We start from the raw sequence: 26,306 nt of genomic DNA on the forward strand, positions 1-26,306 counted from the left end.
AACGGACACAGCGCGTCTCTGGAGGGGCTTCCCGACTCCTCGCGGCGCCGGGCAGAGGGCGGGGACGCGCACGCGCCGTCGTTGGTTCTCAGAGCCAGCCGTTGGGGTCGACGACCTCGCCGCTGACCATGACCTCGAAGTGGAGGTGGCACCCGGTCGAGGCGCCTGTGGTGCCGCTGAGCGCGATGGCCGCCCCTCGGTCCACCTTCTGCCCCACGGAGACCGAGAACGAGGAGAGGTGGTTGTAGGTCGTTTCGAGGCCGTTGCCGTGGTCGATGACCACGCGGTTTCCGCCGCCGTAGGGATGCCAGCCGGCGAAGGTCACGGTCCCGCCGGCCGCTGCCCTGACGGCAGTGCCGCACTGGGCAGCGAAGTCCTGGCCGCGGTGGAACTCTCCCGCGGAGCCCGTCACGGGGCTCACGCGGTAGCCGAACGGCGAGGTGCGCTCCATCGCTGCGAGCGGGGCGCCGAGCGCGTGCTGTGCCTGCGCCGGCGTGAGGCGGCCGGCGGACTGGGCGCCGAGCAGCTGCTTGAGGTGGCCGTCCGGGTCCGCGGCGCTGCCTACTGCGGCGCGGGCAAAGGGGACTACGGCATCCGCGGCGGCGGTGACCTGCGGCTGCTCGGAGCCCGTGTCCGTAGCGGCGGCGCCCTGCGTGGCCGTCGGCACGGTCACGGTCAGGACGAGGCCCGTGGCAGCGAGCGCCACGCCGGCCTTCTGGCCGACCCCGGCGACGGCGGCGATCTCGGCCAGCTGTCGCATCGGGCCGCGGCGCTCGGCGGCCCGGCGCCCGCGGCGGACCGCATCGGAGCCTGCGGCGGCGGCCCTGGGGCGCGGCGGAGTCTCCGCGCGCCGCCTGCCGCGCACGGCTGACTGAGTCAAGCGATTCCCTCTCTGTCCTCGCCTGCGGAGTTAGCTGTCGGGTTCGGGTCAGAGAGTCCAGACTCGGCCCAGCCGCACGGGGACCACGCGCGGCCAGGCCGGGGCGGGGCACCGAGCGTGCTGCGGCTTCACCCCAAGGCGGCCCGCGGCCGCCATCGGTGGGTCCCCCGCCTCTGCCATAAGGGTGCTGTGATTCCTTCCCGCTGGCAGAGCTCGGCGCACGGGCGGAACGGCGACGATGTCCCGTCGCCGCCTCCAGCATAGGCCCATGACGGCGCACTGTAATATTCCCGTGATCTTTAGTGAGACATCGCTCACACGCTACGCCCCGGTAGCAATTAGTCCAGCGGGTAGAGTTTTTGTCCCTTTGTGTGAAGACGTGTGCGATCACGGTGGCGACAGGCCGTCCGCCGGCCGCTGGACCCGCGCGGCCACCGGCTACGGCGGCCCGGCAGGACGGCCACAGGACGGGGAAAAGGGACGGCCGGCAGACGGGGACAGAGACGGGAGAGGAGCGGCGCCTCAGCCGATGGAGACGAAGACGTGCGCGGCGACCTCGGCGGGCAGCTCGAGGGCGCCGTCGACGCTCGCGACGCGCACGGAGATGTAGTCGCCGACCCGCTCGAGCGTCACCTTCGCCCCCGGGCGGATGCCGCCCTCCTCGAGCTGGGCGAGGAGCTCGGGATCGACCTGAATCGGCTCGGCCAGGCGGCACACGACGACGAGCGCGCCCGCCGTATAGGCGCCCATCGCCTCCACGAGGGTGACGACGCCGTCGCCGAAGCCCGCGGACGACTCCCCGCCGAGGGCCTCCAGGCCGGGGATCGGATTGCCGTAGGGCGACTCGCTCGGGCGCCCCAGCAGCTCGAAGAGGCGCCGCTCGACGCGCTCGCTCATGACGTGCTCCCACCGGCAGGCCTCGTCGTGGACATAGGGCCAGTCGAGGCCGATCACGTCCGCGAGGAGCCGCTCGGCGAGGCGGTGCTTCCGCATGACCTCGACGGCGCGCTTGTGGCCCTGCTCGGTGAACTGGAGGTGCCGGTCCCCCGAGACCACGACCAGGCCGTCGCGCTCCATGCGCGCCACGGTCTGCGACACCGTGGGGCCCGAGTGGCGGAGCCGCTCGGCGATGCGCGCACGCAGGGGGGTGATCCCCTCCTCCTCGAGCTCGAGGATGGTTCGCAGGTACATCTCGGTGGTATCGATGAGGTCGGACATGCGCGGGGCGGGCTCCTGGCGGCGGGACGGGCGGTGCGCTTCACCGCCCCACAGCGAGTCTAGCTTATTTTGATCTGCTCAGATTAGCCGCCCGACGGGGCGCCGGCTCGGATTCGCACGGCCGCTCGCGGGTGCGGCACACTTGATCCGGGGCGGGAGGGCCCGAGCCCGCGCCCCTACACCGGATCCACATAGGAGGCGCCCCCGTGAGCGATACCAGCCAGCTTCAGATCCCCGCCGAGTTCCTGCCGGCGGACGGCCGCTTCGGGGCAGGCCCGTCCAAGGTCCGCAAGGAGCAGGTCGACGCGATCGCCGCGGCGGGCTCGACGCTGCTGGGCACCTCCCACCGCCAGGCACCGGTCAAGAACCTCGTGGGCAACGTGCGCGAGGGCCTCAAGGAGTTCTTCGCCGCACCCGAGGGCTACGAGGTCGTCCTCGGAGTCGGCGGCTCGACTGCGTTCTGGGACGTCGCCTCCTTCGGGCTGGTGCGCTCCAAGGCGCAGCACCTCTCCTTCGGCGAGTTCGGGTCCAAGTTCGCCAAGGCCACCGACAAGGCGCCGTTCCTCGAGGCCTCCTCGATCATCACCTCCGAGCCCGGCACGCGGCCTGCCCCGCGTGCCGAGGCCGGGGTGGACGTGTACGCGTGGCCCCAGAACGAGACCTCGACCGGCGTCGCGGCCCCCGTGCAGCGGGTCGAGGGCGCCGACCCGGGCTCGCTCGTGGTCATCGACGCGACGAGCGCCGCCGGCGGCCTCGCCGTCGACGTCTCCCAGAGCGATGTGTACTACTTCGCCCCGCAGAAGAACTTCGCGTCCGACGGCGGACTGTGGCTCGCGCTGTTCTCCCCCGCCGCGCTCGAGCGCGCCGAGGAGATCAAGGCCTCGGGCCGCTGGATTCCGGACTTCCTGGACCTCAAGACGGCGATCGACAACTCGAAGCTCAACCAGACGTACAACACGCCCAGCCTCACCACGCTCGTGGGCCTGAACGCGCAGATCGAGTGGCTCAACGCCCAGGGCGGCCTCGAGTGGGCCGCCGCCCGGACCGCGGACTCGGCCGGCCGGGTCTACGGCTGGGCCGAGGCCTCGGACTTCGCGACGCCGTTCGTCGCGGACCCCGCCGACCGGTCCAACGTCATCGCGACCATCGACTTCGACGAGTCCGTCGACGCCGCCCAGGTCGCCAAGATCCTGCGCGCCAACGGCATCGTGGACACCGAGCCCTACCGCAAGCTGGGCCGCAACCAGCTGCGCATCGCGACCTTCGTCGCGATCGAGCCGGAGGATGTCTCGACGCTGACCCGCGCGATCGACTACGTCGTCGCCCAGCTCAGGGGCTGAAGCAACTCAGGGGCTGAGGCCGGCCACGGCCGCGCCGGCTCCCGATGCACGACGGCGGGCCCCCACCTGATCGGTGGGGGCCCGCCGCTGTCTTCGGCTCACTCGACCGCTGTCAGGGGTCGGCCCGTCCGGTGCTCAGTCCTCCGGGCTGGCCTCGGCGGCTGGGGCGGCCTCCGACGGCTCCCCGCCAGTGGCCTCCTCGGCACGAGCCTCCGCTGGAGCGTCTTCCCCCGCCTCGGCTGCGCCGGCTGCCGACGGCGAGCCTTCGGCGGCAGCCGAGCCCTCGGCGTCGTCCGTCCCACCGGCCGCGTCCGCGTGGGCCGCGGCGCGTTCCTCGGGCCGGACGCGCTCCGACCAGGGCACCCACTCCGGGGCGAGGACGGCGTCCTCGGAGGGCACGAGGCCGATCTCGTTCACCGTGGCCTTCTTGGACCGGGCGACTCTGGCCACGGTGACGAACCACTGCCAGCCGCGGTACCCGGGGAGGCGGGATTCGAAGAGGTGGGTGACCACGCGCTCGCCCTCGCTCTTGGCCGCGAGGTGCTCGCCGACGTCCGCCGGGCGCGCGATCTCGGCGAGCGCGGACCGGGCGGTGTCCACCGCCGCGGCGAGGAAGGCGTCGGGCTTGCCGACGCGCCAGACAGGCACGCCGGCCTTGCGCTTGACGACTGCCGCCGCGGTTCCGGCGGGCTCGGAGCGGGGAGTCTGCTCGGCCATGGCTAGGCGTCGAGCTGGTCGGCGACGCGGCGCAGGGCCGCAGCGATGGTGTGGCCCTTCTCCGGGTACGTGCCCCTGGCCAGCTGCCCGGAGAGGTTGTCGAGGACGCTCACGAGGTCCTGCACGATGGGGGCGAGCTCGCGGGCGGGCATGCGCTTCGCCCGGGCAACCGAGGGGAGCTTCTCGAGGACCCGCACGGAGAGCGCCTGGGGTCCGCGCCGGCCGTCGGCGACGCCGTACTCAAGGCGCATGCCCGTCTTGACCTCCGTGTCCGCGGGGACAGCCGAACCGGGCAGGAAGACTTCCTGCCCGTCGTCGCCCGCAATGAACCCGAAGCCCTTCGCCTTGTCGAAGAACTTGACCTTGCCAGTTGGCACTGCCACAACCCCCATCTGTGAGGACTCGAAGGGAAACCGCCCGCGCCGGTGCCGTGGTGCGAGCGCGGACGCTGGCCGCGGCCGCGGCAGGTGCTCCGGGCACGGGCGGGATGCTGTACTGCTTCTAGGTTACTGGCTCGCACGCAGAAAGTCGGGGCGCTGCCACCGCCCGGGCCCCGGCGCTGTTAGGTTGGAGCCATGGTGCCATCCGTGCCTCATCAGGACCCCCTCGGCCCTCCGGCGCGCCGCGAACCCGCGAAGGGCTCCGGCACCCCGGGCTGGCGCAAGGCCGTCACCGCGGCCGGCGTCATCGTGGCGGTGGTGTCCGTGGCCGCCTGGGCGGTGACGCTCTCCGTCGCCGCAGCGAGCGGATCGGAGCCGGCGTGGGTCGGCGCCGTGGCCCTCTACGGGCTTCCCGTGGCATTCATCCTCATGGGGGCAGCGATTGTGGGGGCCGTCATCGAACGGAGGCGCCGCTAGCATGTCATCGATCCGCGCACTCGCCGAGGAGCTGTCGGCCCGGGGCAACGATTCCCTCCACCGCCTGTTCCTGGCCCGCCCGGACCTGATCATGCCGGGCGTGCCCGACTTCGCCGCGCTGGCGGCCCGGGCCTGCGCCCGGGTCAGCCTGCAGCGGGCCTTGGAGGGGCTCACCAAGCCGGAGCTCGAGGTGCTCGAGGCCCTCGTGCTCACCACCAACGAAGACGAGGGCCGCAGCGGCAGCGCCGTCGAGCTGCGCCACGCGGTCGGCAACGCGACGCTCGGCACGCTCGAGACGATCCTCGCGACCCTGTCCCAGCTCGCCCTCCTGTACCGCGCAGACCCGCCGGACACGATCCACTCGGCCTCGGGCAGCCGGAGGCGCTACTACCAGCCGGTGGCCCGCGTGCGGGAGGTCCTCGGCAGCTACCCCGCGGGGCTCGGGCGGCCCTACACCGACCTCGCCACGACGTCCTCCATCTTCGCGGAGCAGGCGGCGCGCATCGTCAACGCGAACGCGGCGGTGCAGCCGGAGGGCCAGCAGCAGCCCGTCGAGCACCACATCGCGGCGGCGTACGCGCTCGAGCGGTGGGCGGCCCTCCCCGAGTCGCTCGACGGAGCCCCGCCCCGCACCGCGGAGGTCCTCGCCAAGTTCGCCCACTGGCCGGTCGGCGCGGTCCCGCACGCAGCGGCCAGGATCAGGCCCGGGAAGAAGACGGACAACCCGATCGACTGGCTCCTGACCCACGGCCTGCTCGTGCCGCTCGACGACGAGCACGTCGAGCTCCCGCGCGCCGCCGGCCTCGCGCTCCGCGGAGGGCGGATCGTCCCCGACCTCGCGATGGCCCCGCCGCCGGCCGCGCTCTCGACCACCACGGCCGCCCTGCGCCGCAACGCCGCGCTGGGGGCGATCGGGGACGTCCTGCGCACGGTGAGCGCCCTCGCCGTCGAGGCTGCCGAGCGGCCCATCGAGACCCTGCGCTCCGGCGGCGTGGGCACCCGCGAGATGCGCCGGCTCACCGCCGCGCTGCGGACCGACGCCGATGCCGCGGTGTTCGCACTCGAGCTTGCGGCCGCGGCCCAGGTCCTCAGCCTGGACCCGGACACCTCGACCTGGCGCGCCACCGGAGCCGAGGCGTGGCTCGCGCTGTCGCGGCCCGAGCAGTGGCTCGTGCTCGCGACCGTGTGGCTGGACACCCCCCGGGTCGCCTCGCTGGCGATGTCCGGCGAGGGGAGCGACCAGCTCGCGCCGCTCTCCGGCGAGGGCCAGCGCTCCGACGCGCCCAGCGTCCGGCGGCGGATCCTCGAGGTGGCGGCTGCGCTCTCCCGTGAGAACGCCCAGTCCAACGGGCGCGTGCCGGTCGTGGACGCCGAGTCAGTCCGCGCGAGGATCGACTGGCTCCAGCCGCGGCTCGCGCGCCGGCTGCGGGGCCTCCTCGACACGGTCCTCGCCGAGGCCGCCCTGCTGGGCTTCACCGGCTCCGGGGCGCTCACGGGGGTGGGCGACGCCGTGCTGCGCGACGACTTCGATGCGGCCCGCGCGAGCCTCGCGGAGCTCCTGCCCGCCGGGGTCGAGAAGGTGCTGCTCCAGGCCGACCTCACCGCCGTCGCGCCCGGCTACCTCGACCCGGTCCTGGCCCGCAGGCTCGCGCTCCTCGCCGATCCCGAGGGCCGAGGGCCCGCCACCATCTACCGGTTCTCCGCGGCCAGCCTCCGCCGCGCCCTGGACACCGGCGAGGACGCGGCCTCCATCCACGCGTTCCTCAGCGAGCACGCCTCGACCGCGGTGCCGCAGCCGCTGGCCTACCTGATCGACGACACCGCCGCGCGGCACGGGCGCATCCGCGTGGGCCGCGCGGGCAGCTTCATCGCGAGCGACGACGAGGCCGCCCTTGCGGGGGTCCTCGCCGATCCCGCGGCGCGGCAGCTCGGGCTCACCCAGATTGCCCCGACCGTCCTCGTCAGCAATGCCAGCCCCCAGGAGGTCGCGGGCGTGCTGCGCGAGCTCGGCCTCTCCCCCGCCGTGGACGCCACCCTCGACCCGGTAGTGCGGCTGCGGCGCGCCGCCGGCACCGGCACCCTTGCCCTGCCCGCGCCCCGCGCTCCCGTCCCGGACCACGAGGCCGTGGAGGCGCAGCTCGCGATCCTGCGCACGCAGTCCCCCGTGGGGCCGGCGGGCGACGAGGCCGCGCCGGCGATGGGCATCGAGACCCTGCAGAAGGCCATCCGCCTGAAGCGGGCGGTACGCTTGAGCATCGTCGACGCGCTCGGCAACTCGAGCATCGAGGAGCTCCGCCCGGTCTCCATCTCGGCCGGCCGGGTGCGCGTCTTCGACCCGGAGCGCGAGACGGAGCGCGTCCTCTCCGTCCACCGCATCATCGACGTCGAGCTGGCCTGAGCGGGCCGTCCCCCGGGCGGCCCGCGGCGGCCGGCCGGGAAGGAGGCGCCCCGTGACCGACGGACCGCTCATCGTCCAGAGCGACAAGACCATCCTGCTCGAAGTGGACCACCCCCAGTCCACCGAGGCCCGCCACGCGATCGCCGCGTTCGCCGAGCTCGAGCGCGCCCCCGAGCACGTGCACACCTACAGGCTCACCCCGCTCGGGCTGTGGAACGCGCGGGCCGCGGGGCTCGATGCCGAGCAGGTCCTCAACACGCTCCTGACCTACTCGCGCTTCCCCGTCCCGCATGCCCTCCTGATCGACATCGAGGAGACGATGTCCCGCTACGGTCGGCTCCGGCTCGAGAAGGACCCGGTCCACGGCCTGGTGCTGCGCTCCGAGGACTTCCCCGTGCTCGAGGAGGTCCATCGTGCCAAGAAGATCGCCCCCATGCTCGGCCCGCGCATCGACCCGCAGACCACCGTGGTCCACTCCTCCCAGCGGGGCGCCCTCAAGCAGGCCCTGCTCAAGATCGGCTGGCCCGCCGAGGATCTCGCCGGCTACGTGGACGGGACCCCGCACCCGATGGCGCTCACCGAGACCGTGCCGGCCGCGGCCGGGGGTGACGCGGGAGGTGACGCGGACGACGGCGGCGACTCGCCGGCGTCGTCCGCGTCCCCCCGCGGGGCCGGCGGCTGGTCCCTGCGCCCGTACCAGCGGGTCGCGGCGGAGAACTTCTGGGCCGGCGGCAGCGGCGTGGTGGTGCTCCCCTGCGGGGCCGGGAAAACGCTGATCGGCGCGGCGGCGATGGCGCAGTCGTCCACGACCACGCTGATCCTCGTGACCAACACGGTCTCGGCCCGGCAGTGGCGCGACGAGCTGCTCAAGCGCACCACGCTGACCGAGGAGGAGATCGGCGAGTACTCCGGGGCGGTCAAGGAGGTGCGGCCGGTCACGATCGCGACGTACCAGGTCCTCACCTCCAAGCGCGGCGGCCTCTACCCGCACCTCGAGCTGCTCGACGCCAACGACTGGGGCCTCATCATCTACGACGAGGTGCACCTCCTGCCCGCGCCGATCTTCCGCATGACCGCGGACCTGCAGGCGCGGCGCAGGCTCGGGCTCACCGCCACCCTCGTGCGCGAGGACGGGCGCGAGGGCGAGGTCTTCTCCCTGATCGGGCCCAAGCGCTACGACGCGCCGTGGAAGGACATCGAGGCGCAGGGCTACATCGCCCCCGCGGACTGCGTGGAGGTCCGGGTCGACCTGCCGCGCGAGGAGCGGATGGCGTACGCGATGGCCGAGGAGGCGGACAAGTACCGCCTCTGCGCGGCGAGCGAGACGAAGACCGACGTGGTCGCGCGGCTCGTGGCCCGGCACGCGGACGAGCAGCTGCTCGTGATCGGGCAGTTCCTCGACCAGCTCGCCGAGATCGGCGAGCGCATCGGCGCCCCCGTCATCACCGGGTCCACGAGCGTGAAGGAGCGGCAGCGGCTCTTCGATGCGTTCCGCGCCGGGGAGGAGCACCGCCTCGTGGTCTCCAAGGTCGCGAACTTCTCCATCGACCTCCCGGAGGCGTCGGTCGCGATCCAGGTCTCGGGCTCGTTCGGGTCCAGGCAGGAGGAGGCGCAGCGGCTCGGGCGGCTCCTGCGGCCCAAGGCGGACGGGCGCGCGGCACGGTTCTACGCACTCGTCGCGCGCGACACCCTCGACCAGGACTTCGCGGCCAAGCGCCAGCGGTTCCTCGCCGAGCAGGGCTACGCGTACCGGATCCTCGATGCCGGGGAGATCCCGGGCGCCTGAGGCCGGGGAGGGCCGTCTGTTGCCGCGGGCGCATTGGCCCTACGGACGCGGGCGTGCACCCCGGCGCCGCCCCGGCCCCGCCGAGGCGGCCTGGCACCATCGCACAGCCAACGTCCAGACGATTCTCAGAAACCGGGTAGACCATGGAGGCGTGAAGAAGACCGAGCACGAAGCCAAGCTCCTCGTCGTCGACGACGAGCCGAACATCCGGGAACTCCTCTCGACCTCCCTGCGGTTCGCGGGATTCGAGGTCGTCGCTGCGGGCAACGGGCGCGAGGCCCTCGCCGCAGCCGAAGCGCAGTCCCCGGACCTCGTGGTCCTCGACGTCATGCTGCCGGACATGGACGGCTTCACGGTCACCCGCAAGCTCCGCGCCGCGGGCCGCCACGTGCCGGTCCTCTTCCTCACGGCCAAGGACGAGACCGAGGACAAGGTCCAGGGCCTCACCGTGGGCGGCGACGACTACGTGACGAAGCCGTTCAGCCTCGACGAGGTCGTGGCCCGCATCCGCGCCGTCCTGCGCCGGACCCAGCCGGTGCTGGACGACGACGCCGTGATCCGGGTCGACGACCTCGAACTCGACGACGACGCGCACGAGGTGCGCCGGGGCGGGGTCAGCATCGACCTCTCCCCCACCGAGTTCAAGCTCCTCCGGTACCTGATGCTCAACCCCAACCGGGTCCTGTCCAAGTCCCAGATCCTCGACCACGTCTGGGAGTACGACTTCAACGGCGACGCCTCGATCGTCGAGTCCTACATCTCCTATCTGCGCCGCAAGGTGGACGTCAACGGCCCCGGCCTCATCCAGACCAAGCGCGGCGTGGGCTACGTCCTGCGGACGGCCGAGAAGCGCTGACGCGTGCTGGCCGCCTGGAAGCGGGCGTCGCTGCGGACGCAGCTCGTCGCGATCATGATGGTCCTGCTCACGGGCGCCATCTTCCTGACGGCGGCAGCCACCGTGACCCAGCTGCGCACCTACCTCGTGGGGCAGCTCGACGCGCGCCTCGACAACGCCTCCGAGTTCGCCAGGAACAACCAGGACATCGACCTGCTGACCACGGCCAACCCGATGATCCCGCAGGACTACGTCCTGGTGATCTACCCGCAGGGCGGGTCGCCGAGCTTCTACTACTCGCCCGACCAGTCGATCGGCCGCCCGGACATCCCCTCCATCACCCCTGACGAGGCCCGGGGAATGCAGCAGCGGGGAGAGATCCGCGAAGTCCGAGGCACGGTCAACTCCGTGGACTGGCGCTATACCGCGATCCCCGTGCGCATCGTCGCGTCCAACACCCCGGCGACGATCGTGATCGCGCTGCCGCTGACGGAGGTCGAGGACGCCATCCAGCACACCCTCGGGCTCACGGCCGGGGTCGGGATCGTGACCCTCGCCCTGGTCTTCGCGATCGCCACGTGGACGGTCACCCGCGCCTTCCGCCCGCTGCGGCGGGTGGAGAAGACGGCCGCCGCGATCGCCGCCGGAGACCTCTCCCAGCGTGTTGACGAGGAGGCCCCCGGCACCGAGCTCGGGCGGCTGTCCACCTCGCTGAATACGATGCTGGCCCACATCGAGGTCGCGTTCCAGGCCCGGATGGCCTCGGAGGCGCGGATGCGCCGCTTCATCTCGGACGCCTCGCACGAGCTGCGGACCCCGCTCGTGACCATCCGGGGCTTCTCCGAGCTCTACCGGCACGGGGCCCTCGCGACGCAGGAGGACGTCGCGACGGCAATGGGCCGGATCGAGAGCGAGGCGAAGCGCATGGGCACCATGGTGGAGGACCTCCTGACGCTGGCCCGGCTCGACGAGCAGCGCCCGCTCACGCTCAAGCCGCTGGACCTCCTGCCGATCGGCCACGACGCCGTGGTGGACATGCGGGCCACGGCGCCGGACCGCACCGTGCGGCTGGTGGGGCTGGACAGCGATTCCCCGGCGCCGGCCCCCACGCTCGGGGACGAGGCGAGGATCCGCCAGGTGGTCGGGAACATCGTGGGCAACGCGCTGCAGTACACGCCGCCGGGCTCCCCGCTCGAGGTGGCCGTCGGCACGCGCGGCGCGGGGCCCCATCCCGTGGCCGTGCTCGAGCTGCGCGACCACGGCCCCGGGATCGGGGAGAAGGACGCGGCGAAGATCTTCGAGCGCTTCTACCGCGCGGACTCGTCCCGGACGAGGGACACCGGCGGGACGGGCCTCGGCCTCGCGATCGTGGCCGCGATCGTCGGCTCCCACCACGGCACCGTGCGGCACCATGACACTCCCGGCGGCGGCTCCACCTTCGTCATCGAGATGCCCTACGTCGTCCTGCCGGAGCGCCCCACGGAGCCCCCGCCCGGGGCGGCCCGTGCAGGCGGTGCCAGCTCTGGCGGTGCGGGCTCGGACGGTGCGGGCTCGGCGCGCACGACGGCGGGCGGCGGCGCGGGCGGCCACCTCCCCCGGTGAGGGGGCCGGCCGCGCGGAGGTGCGGCGGTGCGGCCCGGAGGGGCGTCCGCGCCGAGGCGCGGCGCTGAGGAGCGGCGCGGCGGTGCCGTCGAGTTGTCCACATAGCGCCGGCTGGACGCTGCGGTGGGCGGCGGCCGGCCCCTAGGGTCGGAAGGGACGGCGCGGACCAGCCGCGGCACAACAGGAAGGCGGGCAACCATGGCGATCATGAGGGTGGACACCGAGGCCATCGGCTCCAGCGCCCAGGCGGTCCTCGCGACCTCCGAGCGGGTGCGGGCGGAGGTCCAGTCGATGCGGAACAACCTCGAGAACCTGCGCTCGAGCTGGGAGGGCCAGGCCTCCAACAGCTTCCAGGCCCTCGTCGCCGACTGGGCACGGACCCAGGCGCAGGTGGAGACCTCGCTCGGCCAGATCGGCGCTGCCCTGCGCAGCGCCGGCAGCGCGTACGGCGACATCGAGACGAGCAACGCCCAGCGCTTCGCAGGGTGAGGCCCGGCGGCCCGCCCTGCCCGCAGCTGGGGCAGGGCGGGCGGCCGGGCCCCGGGGCCGCCGGGTCCAAGGGCGCTCTCTGGCAGGATGGTTCCATGACGATCACTGCCGCCGCGGACGGCTCCGCCCTCGGCAACCCTGGACCCGCCGGCTGGGCGTGGTACATCGACGAGGAGACCTGGCATGCCGGCGGCTGGCCGCACGGGACCAACAACCAGGGCGAGCTCATGGCCGTGCTGGACCTCTTCCGCTCCACTGCCGCACTGGGCCAGGAGCCCCTCCGGATCCTGTGCGACAGCCAGTACGTGATCAACTGCGTGACCAAATGGATGCCCGGGTGGAAGCGCCGGGGCTGGAAGAAGGCCGACGGCAAGCCGGTCCTCAACGTCGACCTGCTCTCGCAGATCGACGCCGAGCTCGCAGGCCGGAACTACACCTTCGAGTGGGTCAAGGGGCACGCCGGGCATCCGCTCAACGAGGCCGCGGACACCAAGGCCCGCGCGGTGGCGCTGGCCTACCAGTCGGGACGGGCGCCCGTCGAAGGCCCCGGGTTCGGCGGCAGCGGTGGGACCGCGTCCTCCTCTGCACCGACATCTTCTGCACCGACATCTTCTGCACCGTCCTCCATGGCACAGTCCTCCACTGCGCCGTCCTCCACGGCGGGGCGCCAGCGGCCGGCGGACCGCGGCGGGCCCTTGGGCGCCGCCGGAGCCTCCCGCCCGCGGGGGCGCGGCGAGGTGCCGGAGCAGGCGGGCCTCTTCGACGATCCGGTCCCCGAGCCCGGGCAGGCCGAGCGGGCTCGGGACGTCGAGGCGGTCGTGGAGCTCGAGCAGGAGCTCCTCGACCCCGACGTGCGGGGCGACTACGGCCAGCTGGCCTTCCTCCTCCACCCCGAGTACCGCGAGATCGGAGCCTCCGGCCGCCTCTGGGGCCGGGAGGAGCTCATCGAGGAACTCGTGGCCGACCCCGGCGCGCAGGCACGCTTCGAGCTCGTCGACGCCGTGCCTCTCGGCAGCGACGTCCTCCAGGTCGTGTACCGGACCGTCAACGGCACCGGCTCGGCGCTTCGCTCGTCGCTCTGGCAGCGGACCGACGGCCGCTGGCGCCTGCGCTTCCACCAGGGCACCTCCGAGGGCTGAACCGCCCCGCGGGCCGCCGCTGTCCTGCACCCCCGAAACGCCGACGGCGGGGCCCCCACCGAAGTGGGGACCCCGCCGTCGTCCATCAGAGCCGCCGCGTACCCGAAAGGGCTAAACCGCGACGAGATCTGTACCCGGAACGGGTGGGGCTGGGGATCAGAAGCCGCCCATGCCGCCCATGTCGTCGCCACCGGGCATGGCCGGGGCGGCCTTCTCCGGCTTGTCGGCCACGACGGCCTCAGTGGTGAGGAACAGGCCGGCGATCGAGGCGGCGTTCTGCAGCGCGGAACGGGTTACCTTGACCGGGTCGTTGACGCCGGCGGCCAGGAGGTCCTCGTACACGCCGGTGGCGGCGTTGAGGCCGTGGCCGGCGGGCAGGCCGCGGACCTTTTCCGCCACGACGCCCGGCTCGAGGCCGGCGTTGAAGGCGATCTGCTTCAGCGGGGCCTCGATGGCGACCTTGACGATGTTGGCGCCGGTGGCCTCGTCACCCTCGAGGGTGAGGTTGGCGAACGCCTTGGCGCCGGCCTGGATGAGGGCCACGCCGCCACCGGCGACGATGCCCTCCTCGACGGCAGCCTTCGCGTTGCGGACGGCGTCCTCGATGCGGTGCTTGCGCTCCTTGAGCTCGACCTCGGTGGCCGCGCCCGCCTTGATGACGGCCACGCCGCCGGCGAGCTTGGCGAGGCGCTCCTGGAGCTTCTCGCGGTCGTAGTCCGAGTCGGAGTTCTCGATCTCGGCGCGGATCTGGGACACGCGGCCGGCGATCTGCTCGGCATCGCCGGCACCCTCGACGATCGTGGTCTCGTCCTTGGTCACGACGACCTTGCGGGCCTTGCCGAGCAGGTCGAGCGTGGCGTTCTCGAGCTTGAGTCCGACCTCCTCGGCGATGACCTGGCCACCGGTGAGGATCGCGATGTCGGTGAGCATGGCCTTGCGGCGGTCGCCGAAGCCCGGGGCCTTGACGGCGACGGACTTGAAGGTGCCCTTGAGCTTGTTGACGATCAGCGTGGCCAGGGCCTCGCCCTCGACGTCCTCGGCGATGATGAGCAGCGGCTTGTTGGCCTGCATGACGCGCTCGAGGACCGCGACGAGGTCCTTCACCGAGGAGATCTTGGAGTTGACGATGAGGATGTAGGGATCCTCGAGGACCGTCTCCTGGCGCTCGGCGTCGGTGACGAAGTAGGCGGAGAGGTAGCCCTTGTCGAAGCGCATGCCCTCGGTGAGCTCGAGCTCGAGGCCGAACGTGTTCGACTCCTCGACAGTGATGACGCCTTCCTTGCCCACCTTGTCGAGGGCCTCGGAGATGAGCTCGCCAATCTGGGTGTCGCCGGCGGAGATGGACGCGGTCGCGGCGATCTCCTCCTTGGTCTCGATCTCCTTGGCGGACTCGAGCAGCTCGGCGGTGACGGCGTCGACGGCCTTCTCGATGCCGCGCTTGAGGGAGAGCGGGTCGGCGCCGGCGGCGACGTTGCGGAGGCCTTCCTTGACGAGGGCCTGGGCGAGGACGGTGGCGGTCGTGGTGCCGTCGCCAGCGACGTCGTCGGTCTTCTTGGCGACCTCCTTGACGAGCTCCGCGCCGATCTTCTCGTACGGGTCGTCGAGCTCGATCTCCTTGGCGATGGACACCCCGTCGTTGGTGATCGTGGGGGCGCCCCACTTCTTCTCGAGGACAACGTTGCGGCCGCGCGGGCCGAGGGTGACCTTGACAGCGTCGGCCAGCTGGTTCAGGCCGCGCTCGAGGCCGCGACGGGCCTCCTCGTCGAATGCAATGATCTTGGCCATGACGGCTTGAGGTCCTTTCGGGACGTGTATGTCGGTAGGCCACCTGCTGCAGCGCCCGCGACGGCCGGCGGAGGCCACCGCTTCCACGGTGTCCAGCGCCTCACCCCAGCGAGGTGATCCTGCCCCCGCGACCACACCGCTTTAGCAGTCTGGCCGCCGGAGTGCTAGGTCCATAATTAGCACTCACCCACCCCGAGTGCAAGCGCAGAGGACGCTGTACGCCCACCGCGAAGGCCTATCGCGCGACCGTGACGTCGCCGTCCCGGACGGGGAGGTTGTCGGCGCCGTACGTGAAGGCCATGAAGCGGGCTGTGGTGACGTCGCCGTGCTCGTCGAAGCCGATCGGCCCGGACTGGCCCTCGTAGTCCACGGCGGTGCCCTTCGCCTGCGCGGCGAGGCACGCCGGCAGCCCAGTGCACTTCTCGCGCGCGCCCCCGCCGGTCCCGGGCACAGCCCCGCCCGAGACCTCGATGAGCTTCGACGCGATGGAGGCGCCGCCGTCGTCCTTCGCGGCGCCCGCGGCGAGGATCGCGAGCGAGGCCGCGTCGTACGCCTCGCCGGCGAAGGTCAGGTCTTTCAGGTCCGGAGCGTGCTCCAGGAGGTCGGCCTGGAACTGAGGGGTGGGGTACACGCCGGGGACGAGCGCGCGGGCGCCGTCGAGCGCGCCGTTGGCGAGCGCGGAGCCGTAGCGGCCGTAGACCCCGCTCGAGGCCAGGACCTTCGATCCCGGGACCCCGGCATCGGCCACGCTGGCGAGGATGGTCTGGCCGTCGCCCTGGCCGATGACGAGGACGGCGTCGGCATCCTTCGCGGCGGCGGCCGCGGATCCCGCGGAGTGCCCGGTGAACTCGGCGCTGCCGGCCTCGGTGAGCCCGTCGGCGCGGGCGGCCGCCGTGGCGCCGTCCGCCTCCGCCTTCCCGTGGTCGCCGGCCTGGTGGAGGATCGCGATGCGCTTGGCCCCCGACCGCTTGGCGAGCTCCACGAGGGCGGCGCCCTCGGCCCCCTCCGGCGCCGCCGTGCGGAAGTAGAACCCGCCGCTGCGGTAGGAGGTCAGGCCGGCGGCACTGTTCGCGGGCGAGATGAGGGGGACCCTGGCCTTGGAGAGCACGTCGATGGCGGCGGGGGCACGGCTCGAGTCCGTGGGGCCGATCACGGCGTCGGCGCCGGCCTGGGCGAGGCGGCGCGAGTCGGCGGCGGTGTCCGTTCCCGGCTGGACCGGGAGCAGCTCCACGGGCTTGCCGGCGTAGCCGCCCGCGGCGTTGGCCTGCTGGACGGCGAGCACCACGGCGGCCCGCTGGGCGTCGTTGAGGTATGCAGAGTCGCCGGTCGAGTCGAGCAGCAGACCGAGGCGCAGCACCCCGTCCCCGGACGGCGACGGGTGGGCGGTGCGGGCCTCCCCGGTGGCGCCGCAGCCCGCCGCGGACAGGCCGAGGGCCAGGATCCCGGCGACCGCCGCGGCCCTGGACTTCGGCGTCCGCATGCTCACCCGGTGTACCCGGGTCCGATCACGACGGCGAGCGGCAGCCCGAGCGCGGGGGCCTCGAGGACGGTGGGGACCCCGACCTCGGCGGCGAGGGCCTTCGCCGAGGCAGCGTCCTCGGCCGAGCGGTAGTAGACCACGGGGCCGTCGACCGGGGCACCGCTCCAGTTGCCGACCGTCGAGACGGTCCACCCCGCCGAGCGCGCGGTGGCGGCGACGCGGTTGCCCAGTCCCGCGGTCGAGGTCGCGTTGTAGACGCCCACCTCGAGCGACTGGTCGGCTCCCGCCGGAGCGGACGCGGTGCTGGCCGAGCTGGGCGCGGCGGAGGAGGGCGCCTGGCTCGGCGTCGCCGACGGGGTGCCCGGGGCAGAGGTGCTCGGCGCCGGGGTGCTCCGGGCGGGGGCCGAGGCGGACGACGTGGCGGCGGCGGCCGCGGGCTCGCCGGAGAGGCCCAGCCGCGGCAGCACGAAGAAGGAGACGGCGCCGAGGACGAGGGCGAGGATGCCGGCGGCGAGGATCCACCGCAGCCCGCGCCCGGACGGGCTCGTGCCGCTGTCCGCGCTGCTCTCGCCGCGGGTCCGGTGCACGCCCTGCCGGCGGGGCGCCTCGGGGACTGCGTCGAATTCGTCGCGAGGATAGGTATTCATGCGTGCGTCAGGGTCCTTGTCGGTGGCCGGCTGGGGACGGCGCGCAGCGTCAGGCGCCGCCGCCGAGCCGGCGGGCAGTGCGCGCACGCTGCCGCGACGTCCTCAGTCTACGCAACCGCTTGACCAGCATCGGATCGTGCGCCAGCGCGTCCTCGGTGTCGATGAGGGCGTTGAGCAGCTGGTAGTAGTGGGTCGCGGAGAGGTCGAACAGCTCGCGGATGGCCTGCTCCTTGGCGCCGGCGTACTTCCACCAGCCGCGCTCGAGGGCGAGCATCTGGATCTCGCGCTCGGTCAGTCCCCCGGTCGGGCGGCCCGGCTCGGCGCCCTCGTGGCCCGCGGGCCCGGGGGCTTCGGCGGGATGCTCGGGGGCGGCGGCGACGGCGTCGTCGAAGGCATGGGCGTGGTGTGCTGCTGCTGACGACATGGCTTCCAGTTTAAGAGGGAACTACAGCTCTGTCATTTTCCGGCCGGGGCGCGCCGCCTGAGCGTCTCTGGCACACTGGCTCGCGTGATGGACGCCGAACCGCTCTTCGACCTGCCCGACGCCGCCGGCGGGCCCGCAGCGGGGGGCGAGGCGACGGCGTCGTGCGCCGAGGACGCCCGCGCGCTCGAGGCGATGGCCGCGGCGCCGCTGGCGGACCTCGTCCACCCCGAGTGGGTTCCCGCGCTCTCCGCCAGCGAGCCGACGCTGCGTTCGGCCCTGCGCGCCCTCGCCGCCGAGGCGCACGACGGCGCCCGCATCCTCCCGGCCCCCTCGCGCCTGCTGCGCGCGTTCGGCCAGCCCCTCGGCGATGTGAGGGTCCTCGTGCTCGGCCAGGACCCGTACCCCACTCCAGGGCACGCCATCGGGCTCTCCTTCGCGTGCGACGCCGCGGTGAGCCCGCTCCCGCGCAGCCTGGCGAACATCTTCCGAGAGCTCTCCTCCGACCTCGGCGTCCCTGCGCCCCCCACGGGGGACCTCTCCCGCTGGGCCGAAGAGGGGGTCCTGCTGCTCAACCGGGTCCTCTCGGTGCGCGCCGGCGCGGCGGGGTCGCACCGGCGGGTCGGCTGGGAGCACGTCACCGACGCCGCGGTCCGGGCCGTCGTCGAGCGCGGCGGCCCGCTCGTGGCCATCCTGTGGGGAAGGGACGCCCAGGCCGTCGCCCCGCTGCTGGGCACGACGCCGGTGATCGCTTCCGCGCACCCCTCGCCGCTGAGCGCCTCCCGCGGGTTCTTCGGCTCGAGGCCCTTCAGCCGCGCCAACGAGCTGCTCGTCGCGCAGGGGGCCGCGCCGGTGCGCTGGGCGTGAGCGGCGTCATGCACCACGGGACGGGGCGGGGCGGCCGGTAGGGTGGGCGGCATGACTTCGCCAGCAGAGGGGGCTGCCCAGCCGGGCGTGCAGGCAGCTGCCCCCGCGGTCGCGCCGGCCCCGCGGACCCGCCCGACCCTCGACCTCGCAGTGGTCCGCACCGAGCAGCTCAGCCCGCACCTGGTCCGCGTGGTCGCGGGCGGCCCCGGGTTCGGCGCCTTCGCGGACAACGGGTTCACGGACAAGTACGTCAAGATCGCCTTCCCGGCCGCCCTGCCCGGCGGGGTGTGGCCCGAGGGCCCCGTGGACCTCGCCGTGCTGAAGGCCTCGCTGCCGCGGGCCTCCTGGCCCGTGACCCGCACCTACACCGTGCGTTGGTTCGATGCCGAGGCCGGGGAGCTCGCGATCGACTTCGTGGTGCACGGCGACGAGGGCCTCGCCGGCCCGTGGGCCGCCGCGGCGCGCCCCGGCGACCGACTCGTGTGCTCGGGCCCCGGCGGGGCCTACTCCCCCGACCCCGGGGCCGAGTGGCACCTGTTCGCCGGCGACGAGTCAGCCCTCCCCGCCATCGCGGCAGCCCTCGAGGCGCTGCCCGCCGCCGCGCGGGGCCTCGCATTCCTCGAGGTCGCCTCCGCCGACGAGACGGTGGAGCTGCGGGCCCCCGAGGGCGTGGAGGTCCACTGGCTCTCCCGCGAGGGCCGGCCGGCGGGCGAGACGCTCGTCCTCGCCGAGGCCGTCGCCGACGCGGCCTGGCAGGACGGGACCCCCAGCGTGTTCGCGCACGGCGAGCGGGGCGCCATGAAGGAGCTGCGCGCCGTCTTCAAGGGACGCGGCGTGCCGCGGGAGAAGCTCTCCCTCTCCGGCTACTGGGCGCACGGCCGCGCCGAGGACCAGTTCCAGGCGGAGAAGAAGCTGCCCGTCGGCGAGGTCTAGCGCCCGGCCTGCCGCCTCAGCTACCGCCGCCTGGACCGGCGCCGGCGTTCGAGCGAGGTGGCGCTGCGGGTGAACGGGCGCGCGAGGTTGTCGCCGAGCACCACGCCGGCCGCGGCGGCGAGGATGATCGCCATGGCAGTGAGCATGCCGCCCGCGCCCGTGGTGATCTGCGAGGCGTCGACTGTCGCGACGTACATCGACCGGAAGATCGTCAGGCCGGGCAGCAGGATGAGCGCCGCCGGCACGGCGACGACGAGCTGGGGCGCGCCGAGCCGCAGCGCCACGATCCGCGCCAGGAAGCCCATGACCACCGCGGAGGCGGCCGGGGCAAGCCGGTCCCCGACGCCGAGGAGCCCCACGCCCGTCAGCGCGAGGTAGCCGACGATGCCCACCGCCGCGGTGGGCAGCACCAGGCGCCGGGAGGTCTGCTCGGTGACCGCGATCGCCGCCACCGCCGCGCCGATCATGAGCACTTCCACGGGATACGGGTACGCCGGCGGGAACGTCTCCGTCACGTCGATGCGGGCGATCCCGAGCATTTCCCCCACCGCGGAGGCCACGGCGATGCCGGCCACGAGGGCGGCGAAGGTCAGGAACGCCGAGAGGTACCGGCCCGCCGCGGTCACGGGGAAGCCGTTGATTGCGTCCTGCGTGGCCGAGACGAGCCGGGCCGTGGGCAGGAGCAGGAGGATGCCGCCCACCACCACGATGGCCGGCGCGATGGGCAGGTGCACCGCGAAGAGCATCAGGGCGATGATCGTCACGAGGAACGAGCTCGCCATCGTGACGAAGAAGTCGGGCACGCGCCACCGGCCGAGCACGCGCCACACGAGCGAGACGAGCAGGTTCGAGCCGAACGCGATGAGCGAGGCCAGCTGCCCGCCGCCGAGCACGCCGACGAAGAGCGCCGCGAACACGCCGAACGCCACCGTCACCGACCACTTGGGGAAGGGCTTGGCCCGCCGGGCGATGCCCTGGAGCCTGCGCGAGGCCTCGTTCAGCCCCACGCCCCCGGCGGCGATCTCGGTGACGAGCTGGTGGACCAGGACGAGGCCCGCGTAGTTGCTCGTCCACGAGCGCACCACGCGCAGCAGGGTGTTCGGCGTCCCGTCCTTCGGGGCGTGGTTGATCGCGACGGACTGGTTGGTGATGTCCACCTCGACGTGCCGCAGCCCGAGGGCGGTCGTCACGGCAATCATGGAGGTCTCCACCTCGAGGGCCCCGGCGCCGTAGCGGAACATGGTCTCGGCGAGCTCGAGGGCGAAGTCGAGCGTGCGCCGCTCGGACTCGTCCGGCGCCGCCGGGATGGCCGGGTTCGCGTAGGGGCTGCCGGCCAGGCGGTCCACGAGGCTCATGGGTGCGGTGGGCGGGTTCTCGCCGCGCATGAGCCGCGCGAGCACACGTTTGGCCGCGGCATTGGCGCGGACCTGCGAGGCGCTGATCTGCTGGGTCGCCGGCGGCGCGGCGCCCGGGGCCGGCTCGACCGGCTCCGGGACCGTCGGGGCGACGTGCTGGACCGGCTGGGGCAGCTGGACCGGCTGGGGCACGGCGTGGGGCGGAGCGGACGACGGCGGCGGCCCGGCCGGCGTCGTCCGCTCGCCGAGGGCGGGGCCGGACGCCGGGCCAGGGCCGGACGCCGGGGCAGGGCCCGACGCCGTGGCCGCCTCCGTGGCGCCGCCGGTGGGCGCGGTGGTGAAGGCCACGGGCGTGATCTGGGGAATGGTACCCGCGGGGATGTCCCCGTGGGAGTCGTAGCCCTCCCCGTCAGGGTCCGTGCTGGCGCCGTGCGCCCCGTGCTCCGCCTCAGCCATCACGTCAGTCGGATCAGTAGAACTGCTGGCCGGTGCGGCGCGTGTACAGCTGCCGCGCGACGCGCTCGCCCGCGCTGGCCCAGGCCCTGTAGCGCAGCGGGTCGATCACGAAGTCCCAGCAGCCCACGAAGTCGGTCACGGTCTTCGTGAACGAGGTCTTGAACAGGCCGAGGCCGTGGAACGGGTGCGAGCTGTCCTTCAGGCGGTCCGCGGGAGGGGTGCCGCAGAAGTCGTACTCGACGCAGCCGAGCTCCTTGGCCTTCAGGATCGCCGTCCACTGCACGAGGTGCGAGTCGCCGTACTGGGTGCGCTGCTGCAGGGAGCCGCCGTCCTTGTAGGTGCCCTTGCGGCCGTAGTTGATCACGAAGGCGCCCACGGACGGGCGGCCGTTCTCGTAGACGAAGTAGAGCCGTCCCTGCCCCCGCCGGGTGAACTCGGTCCAGAACTGGCGGTAGTACTCGAAGCTGCGCACGCGTGCGCCCGTGTTCGACTTCGCGTTCAGGGTTCCGGTCATGAGCGCGTGCATGGTGCGGTAGTTCTCGAGGGTCGGCTCAACCTCGACCACCTCGACGCCCTCCCGCTCGGCCCGGCGCACGGCGTTGCGGCCCCGGGAGTGGAGGCTCTTGAGGACGAGCCGGGACTCGGGGCTGATGTCCAGGATCGCCGTCGAGTCGTTGGGCTGGAGGTTGGGCACCTTGACCAGCCCGGCGCCGGCCAGGACGGCGCGGGCGGCCTCGGAGTCGATGATGTCCGGCTCGATCTTCACGGCGAACACGCCGAGCTTCTCGCGGGCCACGAACTCCCGGATCGCCGCCAGGGCCGCGGGGACATCGTCGATCCCGGCGACATCCGGACCCTTGATGAGGTACCAGAACCGGCCCAGCAGCGGGATCGACTTCTCGAGGACGAGGTTGTAGCTGGGCCGTGCTTCTTCCCCGTCCACGGGTTCGAGGACGAGGTGGCGCACACCCCAGCCGAAGTTCCGCTTGACCGCGGCGAACGCCTCGGACTGCAGCAGGTTCCCGCCGTTCGGGTTCGCCGTGACGTGCTCATCCCAGTGGGCGATCTCCTCCTCGTGGGCGAACCGTGCGGCGAAGCGAGCGGCGGTGCGGGCGGAGAGGGTGGTCACTGTAGGAGGGGTCCCTTCGATCGCAGAGGCGGGCCCTGCCAGTCTAGCCAGTGGGCGGCGGGGGCCACGCCACCGGGCTCCGTACGGGCCCAACGGCGGCCGTGCGTTTGCGCCGCGGCGTCGCGGGGAAAGTGCTGGGCATGGCACACAACATCACAGGCAAGAAGGTCGCGTTCCTCCTCACCAACGGTGTGGAGCAGGCAGAGCTCACCGAGCCGTGGAAGGCCGTGGAGCAGGCCGGGGGCCAGCCCGTCCTGGTCTCCCCCGAGTCAGGCTCGATCACCGCGATGAAGGGGGACTGGGACCACGCCGACTCGTTCCCCGTGGATGTCCCGCTCGCGCAGGCCCGTGTCGAGGACTTCGATGCGCTCGTGCTGCCTGGGGGCACCGTCAACGCGGACACGATGCGGCTGGAGAAGGAAGCCGTGCAGCTCGTGCGCGGGTTCGCCGAGGCCGGCAAGCCGATCTCCGCGATCTGCCACGCGCCGTGGATCCTCATCGAGGCGGGGCTCGTCGAGGGCCGCCACATGACCTCGTACGCCTCGCTCGAGAGCGACCTGAAGAACGCGGGTGCGAACTGGGTCGACGAGCAGGTCGTGACGGACCGCGGGCTCACCACCTCCCGGAACCCGGGGGACCTCGAGGCCTTCTGCGCGAAGGTGCTCGAGGAGATCTCGGAGGGCCGCCACGACGAGGTCTGAGGCCTCCGCAGAGCGACGGAAGGGGCGCCGGTTCCGTGTGGACCGGCGCCCCTTCGCGCATGCTGTGCCGGTCAGCACTCCACGACGTTGACGGCGAGGCCGCCCATGGCGGTCTCCTTGTACTTGTGGCTCATGTCCTTGCCGGTCTCGCGCATGGTCACGATCACCTCGTCGAGGGAGACGCGGTGGGTGCCGTCGCCCCAGAGAGCCATCTTCGCGGCGTTGATGGCCTTCGCGGCCGCGATCGCATTCCGTTCGATGCACGGCACCTGCACGAGGCCGCCGATCGGGTCGCAGGTGAGGCCGAGGTTGTGCTCCATCGCGATCTCGGCCGCGTTCTCGACCTGGGCGGGCGTGCCGCCCATGACCTCGGCCAGGCCCGCGGCGGCCATCGACGACGCCGACCCGACCTCGCCCTGGCAGCCCACCTCGGCACCGGAGATCGAGGCCTGTTCCTTGTACAGGACGCCGACGGCGCCGGCGGCGAGCAGGAACTTCACCACCACGTCGTCCTTGTCCTCCTGCGTGGCCTTGTCCATGCCCGGGGCGTAGTTGAGGGCATAGTAGAGGACCGCGGGGATGATCCCGGCCGCGCCGTTGGTGGGCGCGGTGACGACGCGGCCGCCGGAGGCGTTCTCCTCGTTGACGGCCAGCGCAATGAGGTTGACCCACTCCTGCCAGTACTTTGCGTCGCGGTCCTTGTCCTCCTTCAGGAGCCGCTCGTGCCAGTCCGGCGCGCGGCGGCGCACCTTCAGTCCGCCGGGCAGCAGCCCCTCGCGCTTGAGGCTGGACTCGACACAGGCCTCCATGACGGCCCAGATGTGCAGCAGCCCCTCGCGGATCTCCTCCTCGGAGCGGGAGGCCTTCTCGTTCACGAACATGATGTCGCTGATGGACAGGCCCTTCGACGAGCACCGGCCCAGCAGCTCGGCCGCCGTCCGGAACGGGAAGGGGAGCTCCTTCTTGGAGTCCTCGAGCTCCTTCTTCGCGGTGTCCTCCTCGCCCTCGCGGACAATGAAGCCGCCGCCCACGGAGAAGAACGTGGCCTCGTGCAGCAGCGCGGCTGAGCCGTCGGGGCCCGGGGCCGCGAAGACCTGGAACTTCATCCCGTTGGTGTGCCGCGGCAGCACCGTGAGCGGGTGGAGCACCATCTCCTCGACCGAGTACGGCAGCTCGACCTTGCCGGCGAGGGAGAGCCTGCCTGTCTCTGCGATCGAGGCGAGCCGCTCCTCGACCTGCTCGGGGAGGATCTCCTCCGGTTCGAAGCCCTCGAGTCCCAGGAGCACGGCGGTGAAGGTCCCGTGGCCGTGGCCGGTCGCCGCGAGGGAGCCGTACAGGTCCACCCGCAGCGAGTCGACGCGTTCGAGGAAGCCCTGCTCGCGCAGCTCGCGCGCGAACACCGCGCCAGCGCGCATGGGTCCCACGGTGTGGGAGCTGGACGGGCCGATGCCCACGGAGAACAGTTCGAAAACGCCGACTGCCATCGTCGGTGTCTCCTTCCTCGCAGATAAGGTGACCGCGCGGGCCCGGGGATGCCGGGCCCGCGCGCGGGGTCATGCCAGGTCGGCGACCCCCGGGTAGAGCGGGTGCGCCGCCGCGAGAGCGTCCACCCGTGCCTTCAGGCCGGACAGGTCCTCGTCCGGGCCCGCGATGAGGGCCTCGGCGATGATGTCCGCGACCTCCCGGAAGGCCGCCTCGCCGAAGCCGCGGGTCGCGAGCGCCGGGGTGCCGATCCGCAGGCCGGAGGTGACCATCGGGGGGCGCGGGTCGAACGGGACGGCGTTGCGGTTGACGGTGATGTCGATGGCCGCGAGCCGGTCCTCGGCCTGCTGCCCGTCGAGGGCCGCGTCGCGCAGGTCCACGAGGACCAGGTGCACGTCGGTCCCGCCGGAGACGACACCGATGCCGGCGGCCCTGACGTCGTCGGCCGTGAGCCGCTCGGCGAGGATCTTCGCCCCGGCGAGGACCCGCTCCATGCGCTCCTTGAACTCGGGCGAGGCCGCGATCTTGAACGCCACGGCCTTGCCGGCGATCACGTGCTCGAGCGGGCCGCCCTGCTGCCCCGGGAACACGGCGGAGTTGACCTTCTTGGCGATCGCCGCGTCGTTGGTCAGGATGATGCCGCCCCGGGGGCCGGCGAGGGTCTTGTGCGTCGTCGAGGTGACGACGTGCGCGTGCGGGACGGGCGAGGGGTGCAGGCCCGCTGCCACGAGGCCGGCGAAGTGCGCCATGTCCACCATGAGGTAGGCGCCGACGGAGTCGGCGATGCGGCGGAACTCGGCGAAGTCGAGCTGACGGGCGTAGGCGGACCAGCCGGCCACGATGAGCTGCGGCCGGTGTTCCTGCGCGAGGCGCTCCACCTCGGCCATGTCGATCCGGTGGTCGTCCTCGCGGACCTGGTACGGAACGATGGTGTAGAGCTTGCCGGAGAAGTTGATCTTCATCCCGTGCGTGAGGTGGCCGCCGTGGGCGAGGTTGAGGCCCATGACGGTGTCGCCCGGCTTGATGAGCGCGTGCATCACCGAGGCGTTCGCCTGGGCGCCCGAGTGCGGCTGGACGTTCGCGTACTCGGCACCGAAGAGGGCCTTCACGCGGTCGATCGCGAGCTGCTCGATGACGTCCACGTTCTCGCAGCCGCCGTAGTACCGCCTGCCCGGGTAGCCCTCGGCGTACTTGTTCGTCAGCACCGAGCCCTGGGCCTGCATCACGGCGGCGGCCGTGTGGTTCTCGGAGGCGATCATCTCGAGCCCGCCGCGCTGGCGGGAGAGCTCGGCGTCGATGCTCCGGGCGATCTCGGGGTCGAGATCGCCGAGGTCGGCGTCGAGCGAGGGCGACTTCACCTGCTCGAAGGCGGTGTCCTGCTGGGCCGCGCTCACAGTTCGCCGCCGTTCTTGGAGGCGTACTCCTCGGCGGTCATGAGGGGGCCTTCCTCGGAGACCTCGACCGTGAAGAGCCAGCCGGCCCCGTACGGGTCCTCGTTGACCAGCGCGGGGTTGTCAATGGCCTCCTGGTTGACCTCGACGACGGTGCCCGAGACGGGCGAGTAGAGGTCGGAGACGCTCTTGGTCGACTCGATCTCGCCGCACGTCTCGCCCGCGGTCACGGTGCCGCCGGCCTCGGGGAGGTCGAGATAGACGACGTCGCCGAGGGCGTCGGCGGCGACCTGGGAGACGCCGATCTTGGCGGGGGCGGCGGCGGTGTCGAGCCACTCGTGCTCTTCGGAGTACCGGAGGCCGGTCTGGACCTTGCTCATGGGCGGTGTTCCTGTTCT

At 72.8% G+C, this 26,306-nt stretch carries 24 protein-coding genes and 1 riboswitch; of the genes, 11 read left to right on the forward strand and 13 right to left on the reverse strand.

What is annotated here, in order from left to right:
• Nucleotides 1-88: 88 nt before the first annotated feature.
• A complete protein-coding gene (locus ACYVKZ_RS05260) occupies nucleotides 89-880 on the reverse strand; it encodes a M23 family metallopeptidase (RefSeq protein WP_460991018.1) in 792 nt (263 codons plus the stop codon).
• Nucleotides 881-883: 3 nt separating this feature from the next.
• Nucleotides 884-1,077: riboswitch (cyclic di-AMP (ydaO/yuaA leader) on the reverse strand.
• Between the two features lie 325 nt (nucleotides 1,078-1,402).
• A complete protein-coding gene (locus tag ACYVKZ_RS05265) occupies nucleotides 1,403-2,098 on the reverse strand; it encodes a metal-dependent transcriptional regulator (RefSeq protein WP_460991019.1) in 696 nt (231 codons plus the stop codon).
• 206 nt (nucleotides 2,099-2,304) lie between these two features.
• Between ACYVKZ_RS05265 and serC the strand changes: the two genes are divergently transcribed.
• The gene (serC, locus tag ACYVKZ_RS05270) at nucleotides 2,305-3,438 is read left to right on the forward strand and encodes a phosphoserine transaminase (RefSeq protein WP_460991020.1); all 1,134 of its coding nucleotides are present in this window, start codon (nucleotides 2,305-2,307) and stop codon (nucleotides 3,436-3,438) included.
• Nucleotides 3,439-3,573: 135 nt separating this feature from the next.
• Here serC and ACYVKZ_RS05275 read toward each other — a convergent pair whose 3' ends face one another.
• Both ACYVKZ_RS05275 and ACYVKZ_RS05280 read right to left on the reverse strand, forming a co-directional pair.
• Nucleotides 3,574-4,155, reverse strand: a complete 582-nt coding sequence (locus ACYVKZ_RS05275) for a DUF3027 domain-containing protein (RefSeq protein WP_460991021.1) — start codon at nucleotides 4,153-4,155, stop codon at nucleotides 3,574-3,576.
• Nucleotides 4,156-4,157: 2 nt separating this feature from the next.
• The gene (locus tag ACYVKZ_RS05280; RefSeq protein ID WP_460991091.1) at nucleotides 4,158-4,532 is read right to left on the reverse strand and encodes a cold-shock protein; all 375 of its coding nucleotides are present in this window, start codon (nucleotides 4,530-4,532) and stop codon (nucleotides 4,158-4,160) included.
• A gap of 198 nt (nucleotides 4,533-4,730) precedes the next feature.
• Between ACYVKZ_RS05280 and ACYVKZ_RS05285 the strand changes: the two genes are divergently transcribed.
• From ACYVKZ_RS05285 to ACYVKZ_RS05315, 7 genes are all read left to right on the forward strand, one after another.
• Nucleotides 4,731-5,012, forward strand: a complete 282-nt coding sequence (locus ACYVKZ_RS05285) for a hypothetical protein (RefSeq protein WP_460991022.1) — start codon at nucleotides 4,731-4,733, stop codon at nucleotides 5,010-5,012.
• 1 nt (nucleotide 5,013) lies between these two features.
• Nucleotides 5,014-7,410 carry a helicase-associated domain-containing protein gene (locus ACYVKZ_RS05290; protein WP_460991023.1) on the forward strand — a complete coding sequence of 799 codons (2,397 nt, stop codon included), beginning with the start codon at nucleotides 5,014-5,016 and terminating at the stop codon, nucleotides 7,408-7,410.
• Nucleotides 7,411-7,462: 52 nt separating this feature from the next.
• A complete protein-coding gene (locus ACYVKZ_RS05295) occupies nucleotides 7,463-9,196 on the forward strand; it encodes a DNA repair helicase XPB (RefSeq protein WP_460991024.1) in 1,734 nt (577 codons plus the stop codon).
• A 151-nt stretch (nucleotides 9,197-9,347) separates the two neighbouring features.
• Nucleotides 9,348-10,052 carry a response regulator transcription factor gene (locus ACYVKZ_RS05300; protein WP_066496202.1) on the forward strand — a complete coding sequence of 235 codons (705 nt, stop codon included), beginning with the start codon at nucleotides 9,348-9,350 and terminating at the stop codon, nucleotides 10,050-10,052.
• A gap of 3 nt (nucleotides 10,053-10,055) precedes the next feature.
• Nucleotides 10,056-11,633 (forward strand): sensor histidine kinase, encoded by a 1,578-nt coding sequence (locus ACYVKZ_RS05305; RefSeq protein ID WP_460991025.1) that lies wholly within the window; start codon nucleotides 10,056-10,058, stop codon nucleotides 11,631-11,633.
• A 198-nt stretch (nucleotides 11,634-11,831) separates the two neighbouring features.
• Nucleotides 11,832-12,122, forward strand: a complete 291-nt coding sequence (locus ACYVKZ_RS05310; protein ID WP_460991026.1) for a WXG100 family type VII secretion target — start codon at nucleotides 11,832-11,834, stop codon at nucleotides 12,120-12,122.
• Nucleotides 12,123-12,217: 95 nt separating this feature from the next.
• Nucleotides 12,218-13,261, forward strand: coding sequence for an RNase H family protein (locus ACYVKZ_RS05315; RefSeq protein ID WP_460991027.1), 1,044 nt, complete (start codon nucleotides 12,218-12,220; stop codon nucleotides 13,259-13,261).
• Between the two features lie 156 nt (nucleotides 13,262-13,417).
• On the opposite strand, the gene groL is transcribed toward ACYVKZ_RS05315, so the two are convergent.
• From groL to ACYVKZ_RS05335, 4 genes are all read right to left on the reverse strand, one after another.
• Nucleotides 13,418-15,046, reverse strand: coding sequence for a chaperonin GroEL (gene groL, locus ACYVKZ_RS05320; protein WP_460991028.1), 1,629 nt, complete (start codon nucleotides 15,044-15,046; stop codon nucleotides 13,418-13,420).
• 235 nt (nucleotides 15,047-15,281) lie between these two features.
• Nucleotides 15,282-16,526, reverse strand: coding sequence for an ABC transporter substrate-binding protein (locus ACYVKZ_RS05325; RefSeq protein WP_460991029.1), 1,245 nt, complete (start codon nucleotides 16,524-16,526; stop codon nucleotides 15,282-15,284).
• Between the two features lie 2 nt (nucleotides 16,527-16,528).
• Entirely contained in the window at nucleotides 16,529-17,173 is a 645-nt protein-coding gene (locus ACYVKZ_RS05330) for a LytR C-terminal domain-containing protein (RefSeq protein WP_460991030.1), read from the reverse strand.
• Nucleotides 17,174-17,222: 49 nt separating this feature from the next.
• Nucleotides 17,223-17,597: a DUF3263 domain-containing protein gene (locus ACYVKZ_RS05335; protein WP_460991031.1), complete on the reverse strand. Its 375-nt coding sequence runs from the start codon at nucleotides 17,595-17,597 to the stop codon at nucleotides 17,223-17,225.
• 192 nt (nucleotides 17,598-17,789) lie between these two features.
• Here ACYVKZ_RS05335 and ACYVKZ_RS05340 point away from each other — a divergent pair, with 192 nt between their 5' ends.
• Together ACYVKZ_RS05340 and ACYVKZ_RS05345 are read left to right on the forward strand one after the other, a co-directional pair.
• Nucleotides 17,790-18,461 carry a uracil-DNA glycosylase gene (locus tag ACYVKZ_RS05340; RefSeq protein WP_460991092.1) on the forward strand — a complete coding sequence of 224 codons (672 nt, stop codon included), beginning with the start codon at nucleotides 17,790-17,792 and terminating at the stop codon, nucleotides 18,459-18,461.
• A gap of 51 nt (nucleotides 18,462-18,512) precedes the next feature.
• On the forward strand, nucleotides 18,513-19,394 hold the full coding sequence (locus tag ACYVKZ_RS05345; RefSeq protein WP_460991032.1) for a siderophore-interacting protein: 882 nt from the start codon (nucleotides 18,513-18,515) through the stop codon (nucleotides 19,392-19,394).
• Nucleotides 19,395-19,414: 20 nt separating this feature from the next.
• On the opposite strand, the gene ACYVKZ_RS05350 is transcribed toward ACYVKZ_RS05345, so the two are convergent.
• Together ACYVKZ_RS05350 and ACYVKZ_RS05355 are read right to left on the reverse strand one after the other, a co-directional pair.
• A complete protein-coding gene (locus tag ACYVKZ_RS05350) occupies nucleotides 19,415-21,205 on the reverse strand; it encodes a threonine/serine exporter family protein (RefSeq protein ID WP_460991033.1) in 1,791 nt (596 codons plus the stop codon).
• A gap of 13 nt (nucleotides 21,206-21,218) precedes the next feature.
• Nucleotides 21,219-22,334: a lipid II:glycine glycyltransferase FemX gene (locus ACYVKZ_RS05355; RefSeq protein WP_460991034.1), complete on the reverse strand. Its 1,116-nt coding sequence runs from the start codon at nucleotides 22,332-22,334 to the stop codon at nucleotides 21,219-21,221.
• Nucleotides 22,335-22,474: 140 nt separating this feature from the next.
• Here ACYVKZ_RS05355 and ACYVKZ_RS05360 point away from each other — a divergent pair, with 140 nt between their 5' ends.
• Nucleotides 22,475-23,035 (forward strand): type 1 glutamine amidotransferase domain-containing protein, encoded by a 561-nt coding sequence (locus ACYVKZ_RS05360; protein WP_460991035.1) that lies wholly within the window; start codon nucleotides 22,475-22,477, stop codon nucleotides 23,033-23,035.
• 71 nt (nucleotides 23,036-23,106) lie between these two features.
• Here ACYVKZ_RS05360 and ACYVKZ_RS05365 read toward each other — a convergent pair whose 3' ends face one another.
• From ACYVKZ_RS05365 to gcvH, 3 genes are all read right to left on the reverse strand, one after another.
• Entirely contained in the window at nucleotides 23,107-24,519 is a 1,413-nt protein-coding gene (locus tag ACYVKZ_RS05365; protein WP_460991036.1) for an L-serine ammonia-lyase, read from the reverse strand.
• A 69-nt stretch (nucleotides 24,520-24,588) separates the two neighbouring features.
• Entirely contained in the window at nucleotides 24,589-25,911 is a 1,323-nt protein-coding gene (gene glyA / locus ACYVKZ_RS05370) for a serine hydroxymethyltransferase (protein WP_460991037.1), read from the reverse strand.
• Complete coding sequence (gcvH, locus tag ACYVKZ_RS05375; protein ID WP_307007826.1) at nucleotides 25,908-26,288, reverse strand: glycine cleavage system protein GcvH; 381 nt, start codon at nucleotides 26,286-26,288, stop codon at nucleotides 25,908-25,910. The genes glyA and gcvH overlap by 4 nt, the downstream gene beginning before the upstream one ends.
• Nucleotides 26,289-26,306 lie beyond the last annotated feature (18 nt).

The sequence above is a fragment of the Sinomonas soli genome (assembly GCF_054782415.1).

Excerpts from the sequence above, each read along its gene's own strand:
- ACYVKZ_RS05265 (WP_460991019.1), bottom strand. The coding sequence starts at position 2,098 with ATGTCCGACCTCATCGATACCACCGAGATGTACCTGCGAACCATCCTC.
- ACYVKZ_RS05275 (WP_460991021.1), bottom strand. The coding sequence starts at position 4,155 with ATGGCCGAGCAGACTCCCCGCTCCGAGCCCGCCGGAACCGCGGCGGCA.
- ACYVKZ_RS05285 (WP_460991022.1), top strand. The coding sequence starts at position 4,731 with ATGGTGCCATCCGTGCCTCATCAGGACCCCCTCGGCCCTCCGGCGCGC.
- ACYVKZ_RS05290 (WP_460991023.1), top strand. The coding sequence starts at position 5,014 with ATGTCATCGATCCGCGCACTCGCCGAGGAGCTGTCGGCCCGGGGCAAC.
- ACYVKZ_RS05310 (WP_460991026.1), top strand. The coding sequence starts at position 11,832 with ATGGCGATCATGAGGGTGGACACCGAGGCCATCGGCTCCAGCGCCCAG.
- ACYVKZ_RS05315 (WP_460991027.1), top strand. The coding sequence starts at position 12,218 with ATGACGATCACTGCCGCCGCGGACGGCTCCGCCCTCGGCAACCCTGGA.
- groL (WP_460991028.1), bottom strand. The coding sequence starts at position 15,046 with ATGGCCAAGATCATTGCATTCGACGAGGAGGCCCGTCGCGGCCTCGAG.
- ACYVKZ_RS05325 (WP_460991029.1), bottom strand. The coding sequence starts at position 16,526 with ATGCGGACGCCGAAGTCCAGGGCCGCGGCGGTCGCCGGGATCCTGGCC.
- ACYVKZ_RS05330 (WP_460991030.1), bottom strand. The coding sequence starts at position 17,173 with ATGAATACCTATCCTCGCGACGAATTCGACGCAGTCCCCGAGGCGCCC.
- ACYVKZ_RS05335 (WP_460991031.1), bottom strand. The coding sequence starts at position 17,597 with ATGTCGTCAGCAGCAGCACACCACGCCCATGCCTTCGACGACGCCGTC.
- ACYVKZ_RS05340 (WP_460991092.1), top strand. The coding sequence starts at position 17,790 with ATGGCCGCGGCGCCGCTGGCGGACCTCGTCCACCCCGAGTGGGTTCCC.
- ACYVKZ_RS05345 (WP_460991032.1), top strand. The coding sequence starts at position 18,513 with ATGACTTCGCCAGCAGAGGGGGCTGCCCAGCCGGGCGTGCAGGCAGCT.
- ACYVKZ_RS05350 (WP_460991033.1), bottom strand. The coding sequence starts at position 21,205 with ATGGCTGAGGCGGAGCACGGGGCGCACGGCGCCAGCACGGACCCTGAC.
- ACYVKZ_RS05360 (WP_460991035.1), top strand. The coding sequence starts at position 22,475 with ATGGCACACAACATCACAGGCAAGAAGGTCGCGTTCCTCCTCACCAAC.
- ACYVKZ_RS05365 (WP_460991036.1), bottom strand. The coding sequence starts at position 24,519 with ATGGCAGTCGGCGTTTTCGAACTGTTCTCCGTGGGCATCGGCCCGTCC.
- gcvH (WP_307007826.1), bottom strand. The coding sequence starts at position 26,288 with ATGAGCAAGGTCCAGACCGGCCTCCGGTACTCCGAAGAGCACGAGTGG.